An 18,854-nucleotide genomic window follows, 5' to 3' on the forward strand; every position below is an offset into this window, starting at 1 on the left:
GGAATAGCTTATGTTGGTATCGCGAAGTCTTGGTGCATGGGGAACGGCCGTGCTGGCAGGTGTCATCCTGGCCGGTTGTGCTGCCCAGGCAAACAGGGCTCCTGTGGAGGATCGCGGACAGTCGGCCTCCTCGTCTTCAACTGTGGACGTCAAGTCGCTGCCCGGCGCTGAAAATGCCGGCAAACCCGGTTACTACACCATCAAGCCTGGCGACACTCTGATCAGGATTGGTCTGGAGCACGGCCAGAGCTGGAAGGACATTGCTCGCTGGAGCAATCTGGACAATCCCAACGTGATTGAAGTCGGTCAGGTGGTGCGCGTGGTGCCGCCCGGACGTGACACGCCCGCCGCATCGTCCGGCTCGGGCCGCGGTGTCGCGCCCGTGGTTGTGGGTGGTGGCAGCACCGCAGCGACGACCACGCCCGTGACTCCCCCGGCGGCAACCGCAACGCCCGTGCCTGCGACACCGGCCACACCTGCAACCAGCCCTGCGCCTGTTGCCAAGGGAGCCGATGATGTGAACTTCATCTGGCCCGCCAGCGGCTCGCTGATTGCCGGCTTTGACGAGCAGCGCAACAAGGGCTACGACATCAGCGGCAAGGCCGGAGATCCCGTGCTGGCTGCGGCCGATGGTCGTGTGGTGTATGCCGGTGCCGGCCTGCGTGGCTATGGCAACCTCATCATCCTCAAGCACAACAACACCTATCTGACCGCCTACGCCCACAACCAGTCGCTGCTGGTCAAGGAAGATCAGGCCGTGAAGAAGGGGCAGAAGATCGCCGAGATGGGCAGCACCGATGCCGATCGCGTCAAGCTGCACTTCGAGGTGCGTCGCCAGGGCAAGCCTGTCGATCCTTCGCGTTATCTGCCCTCGCGTTGAGCATGGCCTCGCAACGCAAGCAAGCCGCACAAGCCCCTGCCCCGCAGGGGCTTGTGCCTTCTGACGCGGTCGAGCAGAGCTGGGACGAGGCAGCCGAAGATGGCATTGCCTCGGCCGAGGTCGAGAATCGCGAACTCACGGTCGCCGCCGAGCATCATGGTCAGCGTGTGGACAAGGTGCTGGCGCTGGGGGTGTCCGAGTTCTCGCGCAGCTATCTGCAGCAGTTGCTGGCCGACGGTGCGGTCACGCTCAACGGCAAGGTTCTGCTCAAGCCCTCGGTCAAGGTAGCCGTGGGTGAGCGTCTGCGCGTGGAAATGCGGCCCACCCAGCAGAGCATGGCCTTTCAGCCAGAGGCCATGGATCTGCAGGTGGTCTATGAGGACGAGGATCTGCTGGTCATCAACAAGCCTGCGGGTCTGGTGGTGCATCCGGCGCCCGGCAACTGGACCGGCACACTGCTCAACGGCCTGCTGGCGCGTGACGAAAAAGCACGCCAAGTGCCGCGTGCAGGCATTGTTCACCGGCTGGACAAGGACACCAGCGGCTTGATGGTGGTGGCGCGCAATCGCAGCACCATGGATGCGCTCATCAAGATGATTGCTGCACGTGAGGTGAGCCGCCAGTATCTGGCGCTTGCCCACAAGCAATGGGGCAGCCGCAAGCGCCGCGAAGTCGATGCGCCGATCGGCCGTGACCCGCGCAACCGCCTGCGCATGGCGGTGGTGGATCTGAATCTGCATCCCGGCAAGCAGGCACGTACCGACTTCGATCTGCTCGATGGCGATGCGGCGCACAGTCTGGTGCGCTGCACGCTGCACACTGGCCGCACGCACCAGATCCGGGTGCACATGGCTTCGCTCGGTCATCCGCTGATAGCCGATACGCTGTATGGCGGTCAGCCCGAGGGAGGGCTGGAGCGTCAGGCACTGCATGCCTTCAGACTGGCCTTCGAGCACCCAGTGACGAAAAAGCCGCTGGTCCACTATGCGCCGCTGCCACAAGACATGGCCGGTGCACTGGATTTATGGGGTCTGCGTTACAATCTGCCGGAAAGCCTCTGACCATCACTCGCATGGCATCTTTGGGGCGCTTCCCTCTCTTCTTAGAATCAGGCGTCCCACCGCAGTCGGTGCGACAGCCGCTCCCGAAACGCTGCGCCCATGAATACGGTAGATGCCAAGCGGGTTCTTGAAACAGCATTGATTTGTGCCCCACAGCCTGTGACGCTGCGGGAATTGCGCTCACTCTTTGATGATGTGCTGGGCTCGGACACGGTTAAGGATTTGCTGCTGGACCTGCAAAAGGACTGGGCCCTCAAGGGCGTGGAACTGGTGCAGGTGGCTTCTGGCTGGCGCTTTCAGAGCCGGCCCGAAATGCGCGTCTACCTGGACAAGCTTCATCCCGAGAAGCCGCCCAAGTACACGCGGGCGACGCTGGAGACGCTGGCCATCATTGCCTACCGTCAGCCGGTCACGCGGGGTGATATTGAGGATATTCGCGGCGTGACCGTGAACAGCCTGATCATCAAGCAGCTGGAAGACCGAGGCTGGATCGAGGTCATCGGTCACCGCGAAACCGTGGGGCGACCAGCTCTGTTTGCCACCACGCGCCAGTTTCTCGATGATCTGGGTCTGCAGTCGCTGGATCAACTGCCCATGCTGGAGGAAACTCAGGCCCAGCAAAGTCTGTTCAAGGCACTGGATGGGGATGAGGGCGAACCAGCCGCCGTGCCGGAGGCCGGTGCGGAGGAGGCCAAGCTTCAGGAGGGCGTGGAGGCTGCAGAGTCGGCAGGCGCCGTGACAGAGTCCGATGCGGCGGAGAGTGAGATCCTGCGAGCCCCGGATGAGGAAGATGGCGCGCAGGAGCTGCCGGATGCCGATGTCGACCTCGTGGCGCAAGCGCCTGCAGCGCTTATGTCGGAGCTACAGCCCGAGGCTGATACACCGGAGTTGGACTCATATCCGGAGCAAACGAAGGATGGCATTGCGCAAGCTGCTACTGAAGAGATAGCGACTGAGTTGCCGGATTTGGAACCAGGGCCGACCGAGGAGCCGCCGTCCTTGAGCAAGCCCAAGGCGGCCAGGCCCGCCAGGACAGCCAAAGCGGCAGAGCCGGAGCCCAAACCGGCGGCCAGGAAAGCCGGACGTACCGAGTGGGTGGGCCTGAAGGCGTTTCTCGAGGATGACTACGGCAGCGACGATGACGAGGCCGAGGACGCAAAGACGAAAGCGCGGGCCGACGATGCCGTCGGGCCGGCAGAACAACGAATTGTGGAGGGTGACGATGGCGTCATCCCCGAAGGAAAACTGGAATGAACAACGAGACATCGAACCCGATGCCCGAGTCCGCAGCCGCTTCGCCCGAAGCCGAGCCGGTCAAGAAGACTCGCAAGCCCCGCGCAGCCAAGGCCGATGGTGCCAAGGATGCCGCCGAGGCCAAGAAGCCAGCTGCACCGCGCAAGCGTGCCGGCGTCAAAAAGGACGCTGCTGCCGAGACCAAGCCAGCGCGCAAGCGTGTGACCAAGCCACGTGCCGAAGAAGCCGTGGCCGTCGAGGAGCTGGTTCAGCCCGTGGCCGAGCAGGAGGTCCAGTCCCTGGACCAAGATCAGGGCCATGACGCAGCGGATGCCGTTGTTGCCGAAGTGGCTGTGCAGAGCGTTGCAGCTCCTCATGGGGCCAAGGGGCGCAAGGGTCAGAACATCGACTTTGCCGATGTGATCTCGGGCGACTTCGACGACGAGGAAGAGAACGGCAGCGCCATGCCCGCCAAGCGCGTGCTTGCGCCCCAGGTTGATTCTCCCAAGCTGCACAAGGTGCTGGCCCAGGCCGGCATGGGTTCGCGCCTGGAGATGGAGCAACTGATCCTGGAAGGGCGTATCTCGGTCAACAACGAGCCTGCCCACGTCGGCCAGCGCATTCAGTTCGGCGATATCGTCAAGGTCAATGGCCAGCCCATTCGCTTCCGTATCGACCCGCCGCCCGCACGCGTGATTGCCTATCACAAGCCCGTGGGTGAAGTGGTGACGCATGACGATCCGCAGAACCGCCCAACGGTGTTCCGCAAGCTGCCCAAGCTGCAGCATGGCAAGTGGCAGTCGGTGGGCCGCCTGGACCTGAACACCGAAGGTTTGCTGCTGTTCACTAGCTCGGGCGAGCTGGCGAACTCGCTGATGCACCCCCGCTTCGGCCTGGAGCGTGAATACGCGGCCCGCGTGCTGGGCGCGCTGAGCAAGGAAGAAAAGCAGCGTCTGCTGGACGGCGTGCAGCTTGAAGACGGCGAAGCCAGCTTTGGTGCCGTGGAAGATGGCGGTGGCGAAGGTGCCAACTGCTGGTACCGCGTGACCATCTCCGAAGGCCGCAACCGCGAAGTGCGTCGCATGTTCGAGGCCGTGGGTCATGCCGTCAGCCGTCTGATCCGCATTCGCTATGGCGCCATGATGCTGCCGCGCGGTCTCAAGCGCGGCGCCTGGGTGGAGCTCGATCAGGCCGATATTCAGGCGCTGATGTCGGCAGCCGGCGTCAAGGAGCGTGCTCCCGTCGAGCGCAACAACAGTGGCGCCCGTGGTGCCAACAACCGTGGCGGCCGCAACAGTCGCAGTGGCGGTCGCGGCAATGGCATGAATGCCGATCGCGCACCCCAGGGTCGTCGTGAAGGCGGTGGTCAGCGCCGTGGCGAGTGGGACGGCAATCGTCCGGCACCCAGCGGCATGCTGGGTGACAACCCGCGCAACAAGTCCGGCGGCCGCTCCGGTGGCTCGGGCCGCTCGCAGGGGGGCGGTCAGCCCGACCCCATGCGTACCTCGGTGGGCTATATCGGCAGCGACAGCCTGTCGCGTGCCCGTCAGAACGCCAAGCGTCGCCCTGGTGGCGGCGGTGGTGGTGGTCGCCGCGGCGGCCGCTAAAAAGGCGTCCGTAAGGATTTGAGTGCTGCCTGGACTTCAAGGTCTATGGCGGCACCGCTAAAATCAACTGTTTTGCTTTTTCGGCAAAAACCCATAGTAACCCTGATTAGGAAATAATCATCATGGCTATCGAACGTACCCTCTCCATCATCAAGCCCGACGCAGTTGCCAAGAACGTGATCGGCCAAATCTACGCCCGCTTCGAAGCTGCTGGCCTGAAGATCGTGGCTGCCAAGCTGGTGCACCTGTCGCGCGGCGAAGCCGAGCAGTTCTACGCTGTGCACGCTGCCCGTCCTTTCTTCAAGGATCTGGTGGACTTCATGGTCTCTGGCCCCGTGATGATTCAAGCTTTGGAAGGCGAGAACGCCATCCTGAAGAACCGTGAACTGATGGGCGCCACCGACCCCAAGAAGGCCGAGAAGGGCACCATCCGCGCCGACTTCGCCGACAGCATCGACGCCAACGCCGTGCACGGCTCCGACGCTGCTGAAACCGCTGCTGTGGAAGTTGCCTTCTTCTTCCCCGGCATGAACGTGTACTCGCGTTAATCCACGCTAGCTTTACAGCATGCTCTCGCTGACGCCAGCGCTTCGCCTGGGCGAAGCCGGTGTCAGCACTTGAAGATGCTGGCCACGGCGTGGCAAACACCGTTCGCAAGACGCCTCGCCACATGCCGATATGACTACTAATTTGCTTGATTTTGACCTCGAAGGACTGACCGCTTATTGCGAGCAGCTCGGGGAGAAGCGTTTCCGTGCGACGCAGCTGTTCCGCTGGATTCACCAGCGTGGCGCATCCGATTTCGACCAGATGACCGATCTGGCCAAGTCCCTGCGCGAAAAGCTCAAGAGCCGGGCCCACATTACCGCTTTGCCTGTGGTGACCGAGCATGTCTCTGCCGATGGCACCGTGAAGTGGCTGTTCGATGTGGGTGACGGCAATGCCGTCGAATCCGTTTTCATTCCTGAGGACGACCGTGGCACGCTGTGTGTCTCGTCCCAGGCCGGTTGCGCCGTGGGCTGCCGCTTTTGCTCGACGGGGCATCAGGGCTTCAGCCGCAACCTCGATACTGGCGAAATCCTCGCTCAGCTCTGGTATGCCGAGCATTCGCTGCGCAAGCGTTTCGGTACCGAAGATCGCATCATCTCCAACGTGGTGATGATGGGCATGGGCGAGCCGCTGCAGAACTACAGTGCGCTGGTGCCCGCCCTGCGCGTGATGCTGGACGACCATGGCTACGGCCTGTCGCGCCGCCGCGTGACGGTGTCCACCTCCGGCGTGGTGCCCATGATGGACCGACTGTCGCAGGACTGCGCCGTGGCGCTGGCTGTTTCCCTGCATGCGCCCAACGATCCGCTGCGCGACAACCTGGTGCCGCTGAACAAGAAATACCCGATTGCCGAGCTGCTGGATGCCTGCGAGCGCTATCTGGAGTTTGCTCCGCGCGACTTCATCACCTTTGAATATTGCATGCTCGACGGCGTTAACGATCAGCCGGAGCATGCGCGTCAGCTGATAGAGTTGGTGCGCGCGCGCGGCGACGGCAAGAGCTGGTGCAAGTTCAATCTGATTCCGTTCAATCCCTTCCCGGCCTCGGGGCTGCTGCGCTCGTCTGCGGCGCGCGTGACCGAATTTGCCGCCATGCTCAGCAATGCCGGCATCGTGACCACGGTGCGCAAGACCCGCGGCGACGATATCGACGCGGCCTGCGGTCAGCTGGCCGGTGACGTCAAGGATAGAACCCGCGCTGCCGAGCGTATGGCCAGGCAGCGCACCATCCCGCTCAAGCAGGTGTCTTGACGGAGCTTTGAATAAAGGACAATCAATGAGGGCAGTGGCACAGCGACCGGTTTGGCGACATTGGGGCTTGTTGGCCCGGTGGGGGGTACCGGTTGCGGTCGCGGCACTTGTGGGCTGTACCTCGACGACGACCACCACCACTTCCTCTACGTCCGTTCCCCAGGCTTCCGTGGTCAGCACGGGCGCAACCCAGGTCGCCGATGCCAATCGTCGTGCGCAGATCCGCCTGGAGCTGGCGGCCAACTACTTCCAGGCCGGGCGCCTGGACGTGGCCATGGATGAGGTCGGCCAGGCCTTGGCCGCCAAACCCGATTACGCCGATGCATACGGTCTGCTGGGCCTGATCCTCATGCAGAACCAGGACTGGACACAGGCCGAGGTCGCCATGCGCAAGGCCGTGGATCTCAATCCGCGCGACGGCAACCAGATTCACAATTACGGCTGGATGCAATGTCAGCAAAAGCATTTCGATGTAGCCCAGCAATGGTTTGACAGGGCCTTGCAGGCGCCGGGCTATCGCGAGCAGCCCAAGACCCTGCTGGCCAAGGGCATGTGCTACCAGCAGGCAGGCCAGCTTGAGCAGGCCTACCAGAACATGTTCCGCGCCTACGAGATGGATGTGGGCAACGCCGCTACGGGCTACAACCTGGCAAATGTGCTCTGGCTCAAGGGTGATCTGAAAAAAGCGCAGTTCTACATCCGGCGCTTGAATAACAATAGCAATCAGGCCAGTGCAGAAAGCCTCTGGCTGGGAATCAAAATAGACAGGGCATTGCACGACGACATTGGAGTGCGTCAACAGGCCGATCAGCTGCGCGAGCGTTTTCCTCAATCGCGTCAGTGGCTGGCCTATGAGCGCGGAGCTTTCAATGAGTGAGGCTGCGGTGGAAGAGGAAACTATGCAAAGCGAAGAGCAGGCGCCAACTCCGGCACAGACCACGGCGGGGGCCTTGTTGCGTCAGGCGCGAGAAGCGGCCCGCATGCAGCTGCCCGTGATGGCGGCAACATTGAAGGTGCCGCAGCGCAAGCTGGAGGCGCTGGAGGCTGATGACTACGCGGCCTTTCCCGATCATGTGTTCATGCGTGCCCTGGCCATGGGCATGTGCCGGACATTGCATATCGATGCCGACCCGGTGCTGGCCCTGCTGCCGCGCACCGAGATCAAAAGCCTGGCCAACACGGGTCCCGGCATCAACGAAGCCGTGAAGGTGCGCAGCAGCTTCAAGGTTACCGGGACATCGCTGGACTCCGGCAACAGCAGCTCGCGCAAGATCGCGGCAGGCGTGCTGATTCTGCTGGCGGCAGCGGCTGCCGTGTACTTTGTTCCCTTTCATCAGGTGATTGACGGCGCCGATACGACAGACGCCCAGGCCCAGATGCCCGCGCAGGCGGAGTCTGGCGAGGCGACCGTGATGGGCGCTCCAGTGACCGAGCCCGCGGCCCAGGCCGAGGAGACTGCTCAGGGCGGATCGGCCGCGACAGCGGCTGCGTCGACCGAGCCCGGGACGGCTGCTGCGGCTGCCGGCGTGACGGGCGCGGCTGCCGGGGGCGCTCCTGCAGCCTCGGCCGCCACGGCCCAGACAGCCACACCGGTCGCCGAGGCAGCCGCGCCCGCAACCGGCGCTGGCGGCCTGCTGGTGCTGAAGGTGAATACCGGCCAGTCCTGGGTCAAGGTCAAGGACGCGGCCGGCAAGGTGGTGCTGGAAAAGACCCTGTCCAAGGATGAATCTGCGACTGCCGAAGGCCAGTTGCCCCTGTCGGTGATTGTGGGCAATGCCAAGGGCACGCAGGTGACGGTACGTGGCGAACCCTTCGATATCTCGAGCACACGCGACAATGTGGCTCGCTTCGAGGTGAAGTAACCGTTCGAGGTAAACAAGAGTGCAAGATTCTCAAAGCTCGCAGCAGCTCAGCCAGGCGATAGCCATCGCCAGCCCGCTGCCGCGCAAATCGCGCCAGGCCCGTGTGGTGTGGCGCAACAACGTGGTCACCGTGGGGGGCGATGCGCCCGTGCGCGTGCAATCCATGACCAATACCGACACCGTGGATGCGGTGGAGACTGCCATCCAGGTGCGTCAGTTGGCCCAGGCCGGCTCGGAGATGGTGCGCATCACGGTGAACACACCCGAGGCGGCGGCTGCCGTGCCCTATATCCGCGAGCAACTCGACCGCATGGGCGAGTATGTGCCGCTGGTGGGCGACTTCCACTACAACGGCCATCGCCTGCTGACCGACTATCCCGATTGCGCCCAGGCGCTGTCCAAGTACCGCATCAACCCCGGCAACGTGGGCAAGGGCGACAAGAAAGACAAGCAGTTCGGTCAGATGATCGAGATTGCCGCCAGGTACGACAAGGCCGTGCGCATCGGCGTGAACTGGGGCTCGCTCGACCAGGAAATCATGGCCGAGCTGATGGACCAGAACAGCAAGCGTGCCCAGCCCTGGGAAACGCGTCAGGTCATGTACGAGGCACTGATCACCTCGGCCATCACATCGGCCGAGCTGGCCAAGAGCATGGGGCTGAACCCCGACAACATCATCCTGTCCTGCAAGGTCAGCGGTGTGCAGGATCTGATCTCGGTCTACCGCGAGCTGGCGCGTCGTTGCGATTACGCGCTGCACCTGGGTCTGACCGAAGCCGGCATGGGCACCAAGGGCACGGTGGCGTCCACCGCTGCGCTTTCCGTGCTGCTGCAGGAGGGCATTGGCGACACGATTCGCGTCTCGCTCACGCCCCAGCCCGGCGAAGCACGCACGCAGGAAGTCGTAGTGGCCTCCGAAATTCTGCAGGCCCTGGGTCTGCGCGTGTTCGTGCCCAGCGTCACGGCCTGCCCGGGCTGCGGCCGCACGACCAGCACCACCTTCCAGGAACTGGCCAAGAAGATCGACGATTTCCTGCGTGGTGAAATGCCGGTCTGGCGTACCCAGTTCCCCGGCGTGGAGGCGATGAAAGTGGCCGTGATGGGTTGCATCGTCAACGGCCCCGGCGAGAGCAAGCATGCCGATATCGGCATCAGCCTGCCCGGCAATGGCGAAGCGCCTGCGGCGCCGGTGTTCATCGACGGCGAGAAGGCCTTGACACTGCGCGGCGAGCATATCGCCGAGGAGTTCCAGACCCTGGTGCTGGAATATGTGCAGCGCCGCTACGGCCAGAAGGCCTGAGCGGCTCAGGCGCTCGCAGCGTCCCGTCACGCGGGTGGTGATTGCGCTTGCTGGCACAATGCCGACGAGCCGGTACTTTGGAATTGATAGCTGCTTGCGCACTATCTGTATGGATTTGAATTAGGTTTCTAGCTAGAAGGCATAGTTGCCAAGCGCAATGTGCTCTTGTTTTGCTAGTAGCCCAAGTGTGAGATTTCACGTGGCCAAGAACGAAAAACTGACTGCCGTCAAAGGCATGAACGACATCCTCCCTCCCGACTCGGCGCGCTGGGAATGGTTTGAAGCCAAGGTGCGCGATCTGATGGGGCGCTTTGCCTATCGCAATATCCGCACCCCCATCGTCGAGCCCACGGCCCTGTTTGTGCGCGGCCTGGGCGAGGTGACCGATATCGTCGAGAAGGAGATGTACTCCTTCGAGGACAAGCTCAACGGCGAGCACCTGACCCTGCGCCCCGAGGGCACGGCCGGCGTGGTGCGCTCGGTGGTGGAAAACAATCTGCTGTATGAAGGCGGCAAGCGCCTGTTCTACATCGGCCAGATGTTCCGCCACGAGCGTCCCCAGCGCGGTCGCTATCGCCAGTTCCATCAGGTCGGCGTGGAAGCCATGGGCTTTGCGGGCCCCGAGCTGGATGCCGAGGTGATCCTGCTGGCTGCGCAGCTGTGGAAGGAGCTGGGCATCGATGGCGTGCGCCTGGAGCTTAACAGCCTGGGTCAACCCGAGGAGCGCAAGGCGCACCGCGAGGCTTTGATCGCCTACTTCGAACAGCACACCGAGGTGATGGACGAAGAAGCCAAGCGCCGCATGTACAGCAACCCGCTGCGCGTGCTGGATACCAAGAATCCGGCCATGCAGGACATGGTTAACGCAGCGCCCAAGCTGATGGACTATCTGGGTGATGCCTCCAAGGCGCATCTGAAGGCCGTGCAGGACATTCTGGATGCCAACGATGTGGCCTGGAGCCTGAATCCGCGCCTGGTGCGCGGCATGGACTACTACAACCTCACGGTGTTCGAGTTCATTACCGACAAGCTGGGCTCGCAAGGCACCATCTGCGGCGGCGGTCGTTACGACTACCTGATCGAGGAAATCGGCGGCAAGCCCGCACCGGCCGTAGGCTGGGGCATGGGCGTCGAGCGCGTGCTCGAAGTGCTCAAGGAAGTGGGGGCCGAGATTCCTCAGCCCGCAGCCGATGTCTACGCCATCATTCCCGACGCCTCGGCGCTGCCCCAGGTTTTCAAGACCGTGCAGCAGTTGCGCACCGCTGGTGTGGCGGTGCAGATGCACGCAGCCGCAGGCGGCTCGGCCGAAGGCATGGGCTCGATGAAGTCCCAGTTCAAGAAGGCTGATGGCTCGGGTGCACGCTTCGCCCTGATCTTCGGCGCCGACGAGCTGGCACAGGGCAAGGTGACCGTGAAGTCGCTGCGCGACGGCGAAGGCCAGCAGCTGCAGCAAGCTCTGGCGGACGTGGCCCTGTGGGCCGGCAGCCTAAAATCGGCGGTTTGATTTTCCGCTTCTCGTTTTCTGACCAGCGTTCCACTCAATCTAAGTAGCCATGGCAAACCATCTCGATCTTGAAGAACAAGAGCAAATTGAGCAGCTCAAGCATTTCTGGAATTCCTGGGGGACTCTGATCACCAGCGTGCTGGTCGTGGTCTTTCTCGGACTGGCTGGCTGGAACGGCTGGCAGTACTGGCAAAAGCGTCAGGCGACTCAGGCCTCGGCCCTGGAGTTCGCGGTGGACGAAGCCCTGACGGCCAAGGATGCAGCCCGTGCAGATCAGGCCTTCAGCGAGCTGCGTGACAAGTACGCGGGCACTGCGCAGGCCGCCCAGACGGCTTTGCTGATGGCCAAGGCCTCGGTGGATGCCGGCAAGTTCGATGACGCCAAGGCGCAGCTGAGCTGGGTGGCAGAGAAGGGCGACGAAGGCTTCAAGGCCCTGGCCCGCATTCGCCTGTCTTCGGTGCTGGAGCAGCAAAAAAGCTATGACGAAGGCCTGAAGGTGCTGGAAGCTTCCATGCCCGAGTCCTACGCCGGTCTGCAGGCCGACCGCCGCGGCGATCTGTATGGCGCGCTGGGCAAGCCGGCCGAGGCGATTGCCCAGTACCAGGCAGCCTACAAGGCGCTGGACAAGGATCTGGACTACCGCCACCTGGTGGAATTCAAGCTGAACGCGCTGGGTGCGGCTCCTGAAACCGCAACCCTGGTCAAGACAACGCCGTCGGAGAAATAATCTTGAAGACTTTTGCCCATCAAGTGAAATCCGCTGCTCCCGCAGCGCAATCCGCAGCCCGTGTGCTGGTGCTGACCGCCGTGGCCGCGTCGCTGGCTGCCTGCTCCATGTTCAGCGGCAAGGACAAGCCCAAGCCACAGGATCTGGGGCCCAACCCCGCCAAGATCGCCGTGCACCAGGCCTGGTCCGCCAAGCTGGGCAGCGAAGTGCCGCTGGCCATGCCTGCGCTGGTGCAGGGCAGCACCGTCACCGTGGTCACCAAGGACGGCAGCGTCACCACGCTGGACGGCAATACGGGCAGCCAGCTGGGCAAGTTCAGTGCGGGCGAGCCGCTGACCACCGGTGTGGGCAGCGACGGCCAGCGCACGGCGGTGGTTACGCGCAGCAACCAGCTCATGGTGTTTGCCGAAGGCAAGCAGCTGTGGAAGAGCAATCTGAACGCCGCCGTCTATACCCCGCCCCTGGTGGCGGGCGGGCGCGTGTTCGTGATGGCCGCCGACCGCTCGCTGGCGGCCTACGATGCCGGCACCGGTCGTGAGCTGTGGTCGGTCGAAGGCCCCAGCAATGAACCGCTTATTCTGCGCCAGCCCGGCGTTTTGCAGGCCGTTGGTAATAATCTGGTGGTGGGCGTCTCCGGGCGCCTGGCCGGTGTCGATCCAGACAATGGCTCGGTGCGCTGGATGGCGCCTCTGGCCGCACCGCGCGGCACCAACGATGTGGAGCGACTGGTGGATCTGGTCGGCCCTGTCAGCCGTGTGGACAGCAGCGTCTGCGCACGTGCCTTCCAGGCCTCGGTGGGTTGCGTGGACGTGAGCACGGCCAATGTGCGCTGGACGCAGACCTCCAAGGGCAGCGATGGCGTGGCCGGTGACGAGCAGGCTGTGTTCGGCGCTGAAAGCAATGGCACGGTACAGGCATGGAATCGTTCAGACGGTCAGCGTCTGTGGTCCATCGACAAGCTGCAGTACCGCAAGCTGACGGCACCTCTGGTGCTGGGCCGCTCCGTGGTGCTGGCCGATGATTTGGGGACGGTGCATATGCTCTCGCGTGAAGACGGCTCTGCACTGGCCCGTTTGGAAACTGACAAGGCAGGAGTTGCCACTTCCCCGGTTGTTGCCGCCAATACTCTGGTGGTCGTCAGCCGAAGCGGAACTGTGTATGGCTTCAAGCCGGATTGATAGGTTGTTTTTGGAATGAAGCCAGTTATTGCCCTGGTAGGGCGCCCGAATGTGGGCAAGTCGACGCTGTTCAATCGACTCACGAAGTCGAGGGATGCCATCGTCGCCGACTTTGCTGGACTGACGCGTGACCGCCATTACGGCCAGGGCCGTCAGGGCAAGCATGAGTACATCGTCATCGATACAGGCGGTTTCGAGCCGGACGCATCGCGCGGCATCTTCAAGGAGATGGCCAAGCAGACGCAGCAAGCCGTGGCGGAAGCCGATGTCGTGATCTTCGTGCTGGACGCGCGTGCCGGTCTGTCCGGTCAGGATCACGAGATCGGCAACTACCTGCGCCGTCTGGGCAAGCCCACCATGCTGGTGGCCAACAAGGCCGAAGGCATGAAGGATGGTGCGCAACTGTCCGAGTTCTATGAGCTGGGTCTCGGCGAGGTCGTGCCCGTGTCTGCAGCCCACGGTCAGGGTGTGCGCAGCCTGGTCGATGCAGCCCTTGGTCTGCTGAACCTGCCCGAGCCCGAAGAGGAAACGTTTGGCGAGGAAGACCAGAAGCCCGTGCGTCTGGCGGTGGCGGGTCGTCCCAACGCCGGCAAGTCCACGCTGATCAATACCTGGCTGGGTGAAGAGCGCCTGGTGGCTTTCGACATGCCCGGCACCACGCGCGATGCCATCACAGTGCCTTTCGAGCGCAACGGCCAGAAGTTCGAGCTGATCGACACCGCCGGCCTGCGTCGCAAGGGCAAGGTGTTTGAAGCCATCGAGAAGTTCTCGGTGGTCAAGACGCTGCAGGCCATCGAGGGCGCCAACGTGGTGCTGCTGCTGATCGATGCCACGCAGGGCGTGACCGACCAGGATGCCCATATCGCGGGCTATATCCTGGAGAGCGGCCGCTCTGTGGTGCTGGCCATCAACAAATGGGATGCCGTCGATGACTACCAGCGCCAGATGCTGGAGCGCTCCATCGAGACGCGCCTGTCCTTTCTGAAGTTTGCGCCGCTGCATTTCATCTCGGCACAGAAGCGCCAGGGTCTCGAGCCGCTGTGGAAATCCATCATCCAGGCCCATCGTGCAGCCACCTGCAAGATGCCTACGCCGGTGCTGACACGCATCCTGATGGAGTCGATCCAGTTCCAGACGCCCAAGAAGGTGGGGGCCTATCGTCCCAAGATGCGCTATGCCCACCAGGGCGGCATGAACCCGCCCATCATCGTGATCCACGGCAACTCGCTGGAGCTGGTCACCGATGCCTACAAGCGCTTCCTGGAAGGTCGTTTCCGCAAGGAGTTCAATTTGATCGGCACCCCGTTGCGCATCGACTTGAAAACCTCTCATAATCCTTACGCCGACAAGGATTAATTGCAGTCTGCTTGCGTCTAGGGAAAACCCTTTTTCACTGTTTTCCCCGGGCCCTGTGGTAATGTGTCGGTTTACAACAACACTCTTCGAACACGGAGAATATCGTGAGCAATAAAGGTCAACTCCTCCAAGATCCGTTCCTGAACGCACTGCGTCGTGAACATGTGCCCGTTTCCATCTATCTGGTCAACGGCATCAAGCTGCAGGGCCAAATCGAGTCGTTCGACCAATACGTGGTGCTTCTGCGCAACACCGTGACCCAGATGGTTTACAAGCACGCCATCTCCACCATCGTTCCCGGCCGTGCCGTGAACTTCTCGGCCGCTACGCCGGCTGACAACGACGCCCCCGCTGCCTAAGCTTTCTTGCGTCAACGCCCGCCGGCCAGCCCGGCGCGGCTCTTACCCTACGGGACAGGTATTTGAGTTCTGAATCCTTTGAACGTTCCGCGTCTGCGCCAGTGCTGCTGGTGGGCGTGGATTTTGGTGTTCCCCATTTCGACGACGAGCTGGAAGAGCTGGGCTTGCTGGCCCAGACCGCTGGCTTGCACCCCGTGGCGCGCTTGACCTGCAAGCGCAAAGCCCCCGATCCCGCGCTGTTCGTGGGCAGCGGCAAGGCGGATGAAATCCGCATGCTGGCCCAGATGCATGGCGCCAAGGAAGTCTGGTTCGACCAGGCCCTGAGCCCGGCTCAGCAGCGCAATCTGGAGCGCCATATCCAGATGCCGGTCAACGACCGGACCATGCTGATTCTCGAAATCTTCGCCCAGCGTGCACGTAGCCATGAAGGCAAGCTGCAGGTGGAGCTGGCTCGTCTGCAGTACATCAGCACGCGCCTGGTGCGCCGCTGGAGCCACCTGGAGCGTCAGGCCGGCGGTATCGGTGGCCGCGGCGGCCCCGGTGAAAAGCAGATCGAGCTGGACCGCCGCATGATTGACGATGCCATCAAGCGCACCAAGGAGCGCCTGAAAAAGGTCAAGAAGCAGCGTTCCACGCAAAGGCGCCAGCGCTCGCGTCGCGAAGTTTTCAATATTTCCCTGGTCGGCTATACCAATGCTGGCAAATCCACGCTGTTCAATGCCATGGTGAAGGCTCGCGCCTATGCCGCAGATCAGCTGTTTGCCACGCTGGATACGACCACCCGGCAGATGTACCTGACTGAGGCCGAGGAATCGGTTTCCCTGTCGGATACCGTCGGTTTTATTCGTGACTTGCCGCACGGTCTGGTGGATGCCTTCCAGGCCACCTTGCAGGAGGCGATTGACGCCGATCTGCTGCTGCATGTCGTGGATGCATCGAACCCCGGATTCCCGGAACAAATACAACAAGTCCAAAAAGTTCTGGGTGAAATCGGGGCCGATGATGTGCCCCAGATTCTGGTTTTCAACAAGCTGGATGCCATTGAGCCCGAGCGTCAGCCTGCCGTGCTGCAGGATATGTATGAGCTCGATGGCGTGCCGGTGCCACGTGTGTTTGTCAGTGCTCGCTCGGGGCAGGGGCTTGCGCAGCTGCGGCAGATGTTGGCTGACCGGGTTTTGCAGGTACGTGAAGAGGCGGCACGCGAAGAAGTCGAGGGGCAGGACGATACGTACTGGATGTCCCCTGATGACGACGCGCAATACTAGGGGCTTGCGTCCCTATTGGGCACAATGCTTGCCATGGTCCATGTCTTTTTGAAAACACAGAGACGTCTCGCATGAATTTTTCACAACGCGTCCATCGCCTGGCGATGCTGCCGCAACGCATTCGCGGGATGTTCAATTTGAACGATCCGCGCTGGGGTCGTGGCGACAACAACAACGAAGATAGCTCCAAGCCGGACAGCTCGGCACCTGAAGGGGAGCGTCCTCCGATGCCGCCTGCACCCGAGCAACGTCCCCGTCCTTCCTCTTCCCAGCAAGGCCAGCCGCCTGATCTGGAAGAGGTGTGGCGCGACCTCAATCGCAAGCTTTCCGGCCTGTTCGGCGGCGGCTCCGGCAATGGCCGCGGCGCGCCTCCGAGCCGCAGCGGCGGCCAGCCCGGCGAGCCTTTCAATCCTGGCAAGGGCATTTTCCTGATCGCCGGCGTGGCCGTGCTGATCTGGCTGGGTACCGGCTTCTTCATCGTGCAGGAAGGCCAGCAGGCCGTCATCACGCAGTTCGGCAAGTACAAGGGTACCGTGGGCGCCGGCTTCAACTGGCGTCTGCCTTATCCCATCCAGAAGCATGAGCTGGTCTACGTTTCGCAGATTCGCTCGGCCGAAGTGGGCAGCGACAATATCGTGCGTGGCACGGGATTGCGGGCATCGGCCATGCTGACCGAGGACGAGAACATCGTCGAGATCAAGTTTGCCGTGCAGTACCGCCTGAGCAATGCGCGTGACTGGCTGTTCGAGAGCCGCAATCCCTCCGAGGCCGTGGTTCAGGTGGCGGAGTCCGCCGTGCGCGAAGTCGTCGGCAAGATGAAGATGGATGCGGCCCTGTCCGAGGAGCGCGACCAGATTGCCCCGCGTGTGCGTGATCTGATGCAGACCATTCTGGATCGCTACCAGATCGGCGTTGAAGTGGTGGGCATCAATATGCAGCAGGGCGGCGTGCGTCCGCCCGAGCAGGTGCAGGCCTCGTTCGACGATGTGCTCAAGGCCGGTCAGGAGCGCGAACGCGCGAAGAACGAAGCCCAGGCCTATGCCAACGATGTGGTGCCGCGTGCAGCGGGTGCTGCAGCGCGTCTGGGTGAAGAGGCTGCGGCCTACAAGTCCAAGATCGTGGCCCAGGCTCAGGGTGATGCAGGGCGCTTCAGCTCGCTGTATTCCGAATACCAGAAGGCTCCTCAGGTCACGCGTGATCGCCTCTACATCGATGCGATGCAGCAGGTCTATACCAACGTGACCAAGGTTCTGGTTGAGTCGCGTCAGGGCTCCAATCTGCTGTACCTGCCGCTGGACAAGATCATGCAGAACGTGACCGGCGGCGCAACTGCTCCTGCTGCGTCGGGTGATGCAGCTGCCGGCGGCGCCGCTTCGGCTCCAGCCAACGTACGTGTAGTTCCCAATCCCGCCGGTGACGCCCGCAGCCGCGATGCGCGCAGCCGTGACCGTGACGCACGCTAGGAGAGAATGCAGTGAATCGAATCGGATTTTTTGTCACCAGCATTCTCGTGGTGCTGGCCTTGCTGAGTTCCACCCTGTTCGTGGTGGATCAGCGTCAGTTCGGTGTGGTCTATGCGCTGGGGCAGATCAAGGAAGTGATCACCGAGCCGGGACTTAACTTCAAGCTGCCGCCTCCGCTGCAGAACGTGCGCTATATCGACAAGCGTCTGCTGACGCTCGACAGCACCGATACCGAGCCCATGCTCACCGCCGAGAAGCAGCGTGTGGTCATTGACTGGTATGTGCGCTGGCGCATCTCCGAGCCTTCGGAATACATCCGTAACGTGGGCCTGGATGAATCTGCCGGTGCCATGCAGCTCAACCGCGTGGTGCGCAATGCCTTCCAGGAAGAGATCAATCGCCGCACCGTGCGCGAGCTGCTGTCTTCCAAGCGCGAGGGGCTGATGACTGATGTCAAGCGTGAGGTTCTGGAAACCGTGCGCGGCTCCAAGCCCTGGGGCGTGGACATCGTCGATGTGCGTATCACCCGCGTGGACTACGCCGAGACCATCACCGAGTCCGTCTACCGCCGTATGGAGGCCGAGCGCAAGCGCGTGGCCAACGAACTGCGCTCCACGGGTGCTGCTGAAGGCGAGAAGATCCGCGCCGAGGCCGATCGTCAGCGCGACGTCATCATTGCCAATGCTTACCGCGATGCCCAGAAGGTCAAGGGCGAGGGCGATGCCGAAGCCGCACGGGTCTATGCAGAATCCTTTGGCAAGGATCCGCAGTTTGCGCAGTTCTATCGCAGCCTGGACGCTTACAAGGAGAGCTTCTCCAAGAAGAGCGACGTGATGGTGCTTGACCCGTCGCAAAGCGACTTCTTCAAGACCTACCGCAATGGCGGTGCCGCTGGCAAATAAGCACGTTCGGATCAGGCATGGTTTTCTGTCGATAGCAATGCCTGTTGCGCCTTCTCCTTTGCGCAAGTTCCGATAGCTTTGACAACGACGAAAGCAATGGCCCCTCGAGGGCCATTGCCTATTGGGGAGATGGAAATGGATTGGCTGGAGACACTGGGCCTGGCGCTTGCCCTGCTGCTGGTGCTGGAAGGCTTGCTTCCGCTGTTCGCGCCCAGGTTGTGGCGGCAGCTGTTTACCCAGCTGCTGCAGCTCAGGGATGGACAGCTGCGCTTTTGCGGACTGCTCTGTATCGCAGCAGGCGCCATCATGCTGATGCTGCTATGAATACTGCCGATACTGGCTAGGCCTTAGCGGTCA

At 62.4% G+C, this 18,854-nt stretch carries 18 protein-coding genes; all 18 read left to right on the forward strand.

What is annotated here, in order from left to right:
* Positions 1-10: 10 nt before the first annotated feature.
* The 18 genes from DJFAAGMI_RS19915 (at position 11) to DJFAAGMI_RS20000 (ending at position 18,821) form a co-directional block, all read left to right on the forward strand.
* A complete protein-coding gene (locus DJFAAGMI_RS19915; protein WP_043005451.1) occupies positions 11-880 on the forward strand; it encodes a peptidoglycan DD-metalloendopeptidase family protein in 870 nt (289 codons plus the stop codon).
* A gap of 2 nt (positions 881-882) precedes the next feature.
* A complete protein-coding gene (locus tag DJFAAGMI_RS19920; protein WP_211458615.1) occupies positions 883-1,941 on the forward strand; it encodes an RluA family pseudouridine synthase in 1,059 nt (352 codons plus the stop codon).
* Positions 1,942-2,040: 99 nt separating this feature from the next.
* A complete protein-coding gene (gene scpB / locus DJFAAGMI_RS19925) occupies positions 2,041-3,195 on the forward strand; it encodes an SMC-Scp complex subunit ScpB (protein WP_211458617.1) in 1,155 nt (384 codons plus the stop codon).
* On the forward strand, positions 3,192-4,781 hold the full coding sequence (locus DJFAAGMI_RS19930) for a pseudouridine synthase (protein WP_211458619.1): 1,590 nt from the start codon (positions 3,192-3,194) through the stop codon (positions 4,779-4,781). The genes scpB and DJFAAGMI_RS19930 overlap by 4 nt, the downstream gene beginning before the upstream one ends.
* 122 nt (positions 4,782-4,903) lie before the next feature.
* Positions 4,904-5,329: a nucleoside-diphosphate kinase gene (gene ndk / locus DJFAAGMI_RS19935; protein WP_003053316.1), complete on the forward strand. Its 426-nt coding sequence runs from the start codon at positions 4,904-4,906 to the stop codon at positions 5,327-5,329.
* Between the two features lie 130 nt (positions 5,330-5,459).
* Positions 5,460-6,581, forward strand: coding sequence for a dual-specificity RNA methyltransferase RlmN (gene rlmN / locus DJFAAGMI_RS19940; RefSeq protein WP_211458621.1), 1,122 nt, complete (start codon positions 5,460-5,462; stop codon positions 6,579-6,581).
* Between the two features lie 25 nt (positions 6,582-6,606).
* Positions 6,607-7,458 carry a type IV pilus biogenesis/stability protein PilW gene (gene pilW / locus DJFAAGMI_RS19945; protein ID WP_419095619.1) on the forward strand — a complete coding sequence of 284 codons (852 nt, stop codon included), beginning with the start codon at positions 6,607-6,609 and terminating at the stop codon, positions 7,456-7,458.
* Positions 7,451-8,443: a helix-turn-helix domain-containing protein gene (locus tag DJFAAGMI_RS19950; protein WP_211458623.1), complete on the forward strand. Its 993-nt coding sequence runs from the start codon at positions 7,451-7,453 to the stop codon at positions 8,441-8,443. Before pilW ends, DJFAAGMI_RS19950 begins: the two co-directional genes overlap by 8 nt.
* Before the next feature lie 19 nt (positions 8,444-8,462).
* Positions 8,463-9,743 carry a flavodoxin-dependent (E)-4-hydroxy-3-methylbut-2-enyl-diphosphate synthase gene (gene ispG, locus DJFAAGMI_RS19955; RefSeq protein WP_211458625.1) on the forward strand — a complete coding sequence of 427 codons (1,281 nt, stop codon included), beginning with the start codon at positions 8,463-8,465 and terminating at the stop codon, positions 9,741-9,743.
* A 157-nt stretch (positions 9,744-9,900) separates the two neighbouring features.
* Positions 9,901-11,247 (forward strand): histidine--tRNA ligase, encoded by a 1,347-nt coding sequence (gene hisS / locus DJFAAGMI_RS19960; protein WP_211458627.1) that lies wholly within the window; start codon positions 9,901-9,903, stop codon positions 11,245-11,247.
* Positions 11,248-11,296: 49 nt separating this feature from the next.
* Complete coding sequence (locus DJFAAGMI_RS19965) at positions 11,297-11,974, forward strand: YfgM family protein (protein WP_167008362.1); 678 nt, start codon at positions 11,297-11,299, stop codon at positions 11,972-11,974.
* A 2-nt stretch (positions 11,975-11,976) separates the two neighbouring features.
* Positions 11,977-13,152, forward strand: coding sequence for an outer membrane protein assembly factor BamB (gene bamB, locus DJFAAGMI_RS19970; RefSeq protein ID WP_211458629.1), 1,176 nt, complete (start codon positions 11,977-11,979; stop codon positions 13,150-13,152).
* A gap of 15 nt (positions 13,153-13,167) precedes the next feature.
* Complete coding sequence (gene der / locus DJFAAGMI_RS19975; RefSeq protein ID WP_043008468.1) at positions 13,168-14,508, forward strand: ribosome biogenesis GTPase Der; 1,341 nt, start codon at positions 13,168-13,170, stop codon at positions 14,506-14,508.
* 104 nt (positions 14,509-14,612) lie between these two features.
* Complete coding sequence (gene hfq, locus DJFAAGMI_RS19980) at positions 14,613-14,867, forward strand: RNA chaperone Hfq (RefSeq protein WP_003053328.1); 255 nt, start codon at positions 14,613-14,615, stop codon at positions 14,865-14,867.
* A gap of 101 nt (positions 14,868-14,968) precedes the next feature.
* Positions 14,969-16,132 (forward strand): GTPase HflX, encoded by a 1,164-nt coding sequence (gene hflX, locus DJFAAGMI_RS19985; RefSeq protein WP_003053330.1) that lies wholly within the window; start codon positions 14,969-14,971, stop codon positions 16,130-16,132.
* Between the two features lie 71 nt (positions 16,133-16,203).
* Complete coding sequence (hflK, locus tag DJFAAGMI_RS19990) at positions 16,204-17,595, forward strand: FtsH protease activity modulator HflK (protein ID WP_211458631.1); 1,392 nt, start codon at positions 16,204-16,206, stop codon at positions 17,593-17,595.
* Between the two features lie 11 nt (positions 17,596-17,606).
* On the forward strand, positions 17,607-18,497 hold the full coding sequence (hflC, locus tag DJFAAGMI_RS19995; protein ID WP_003053333.1) for a protease modulator HflC: 891 nt from the start codon (positions 17,607-17,609) through the stop codon (positions 18,495-18,497).
* 135 nt (positions 18,498-18,632) lie between these two features.
* Positions 18,633-18,821 carry a DUF2065 family protein gene (locus tag DJFAAGMI_RS20000; RefSeq protein ID WP_211458633.1) on the forward strand — a complete coding sequence of 63 codons (189 nt, stop codon included), beginning with the start codon at positions 18,633-18,635 and terminating at the stop codon, positions 18,819-18,821.
* Positions 18,822-18,854: the final 33 nt, after the last annotated feature.

The sequence above is a fragment of the Comamonas brasiliensis genome (assembly GCF_018292285.1).
In the GTDB taxonomy this organism is placed as follows: Bacteria; Pseudomonadota; Gammaproteobacteria; order Burkholderiales; family Burkholderiaceae_C; genus Comamonas; species Comamonas brasiliensis.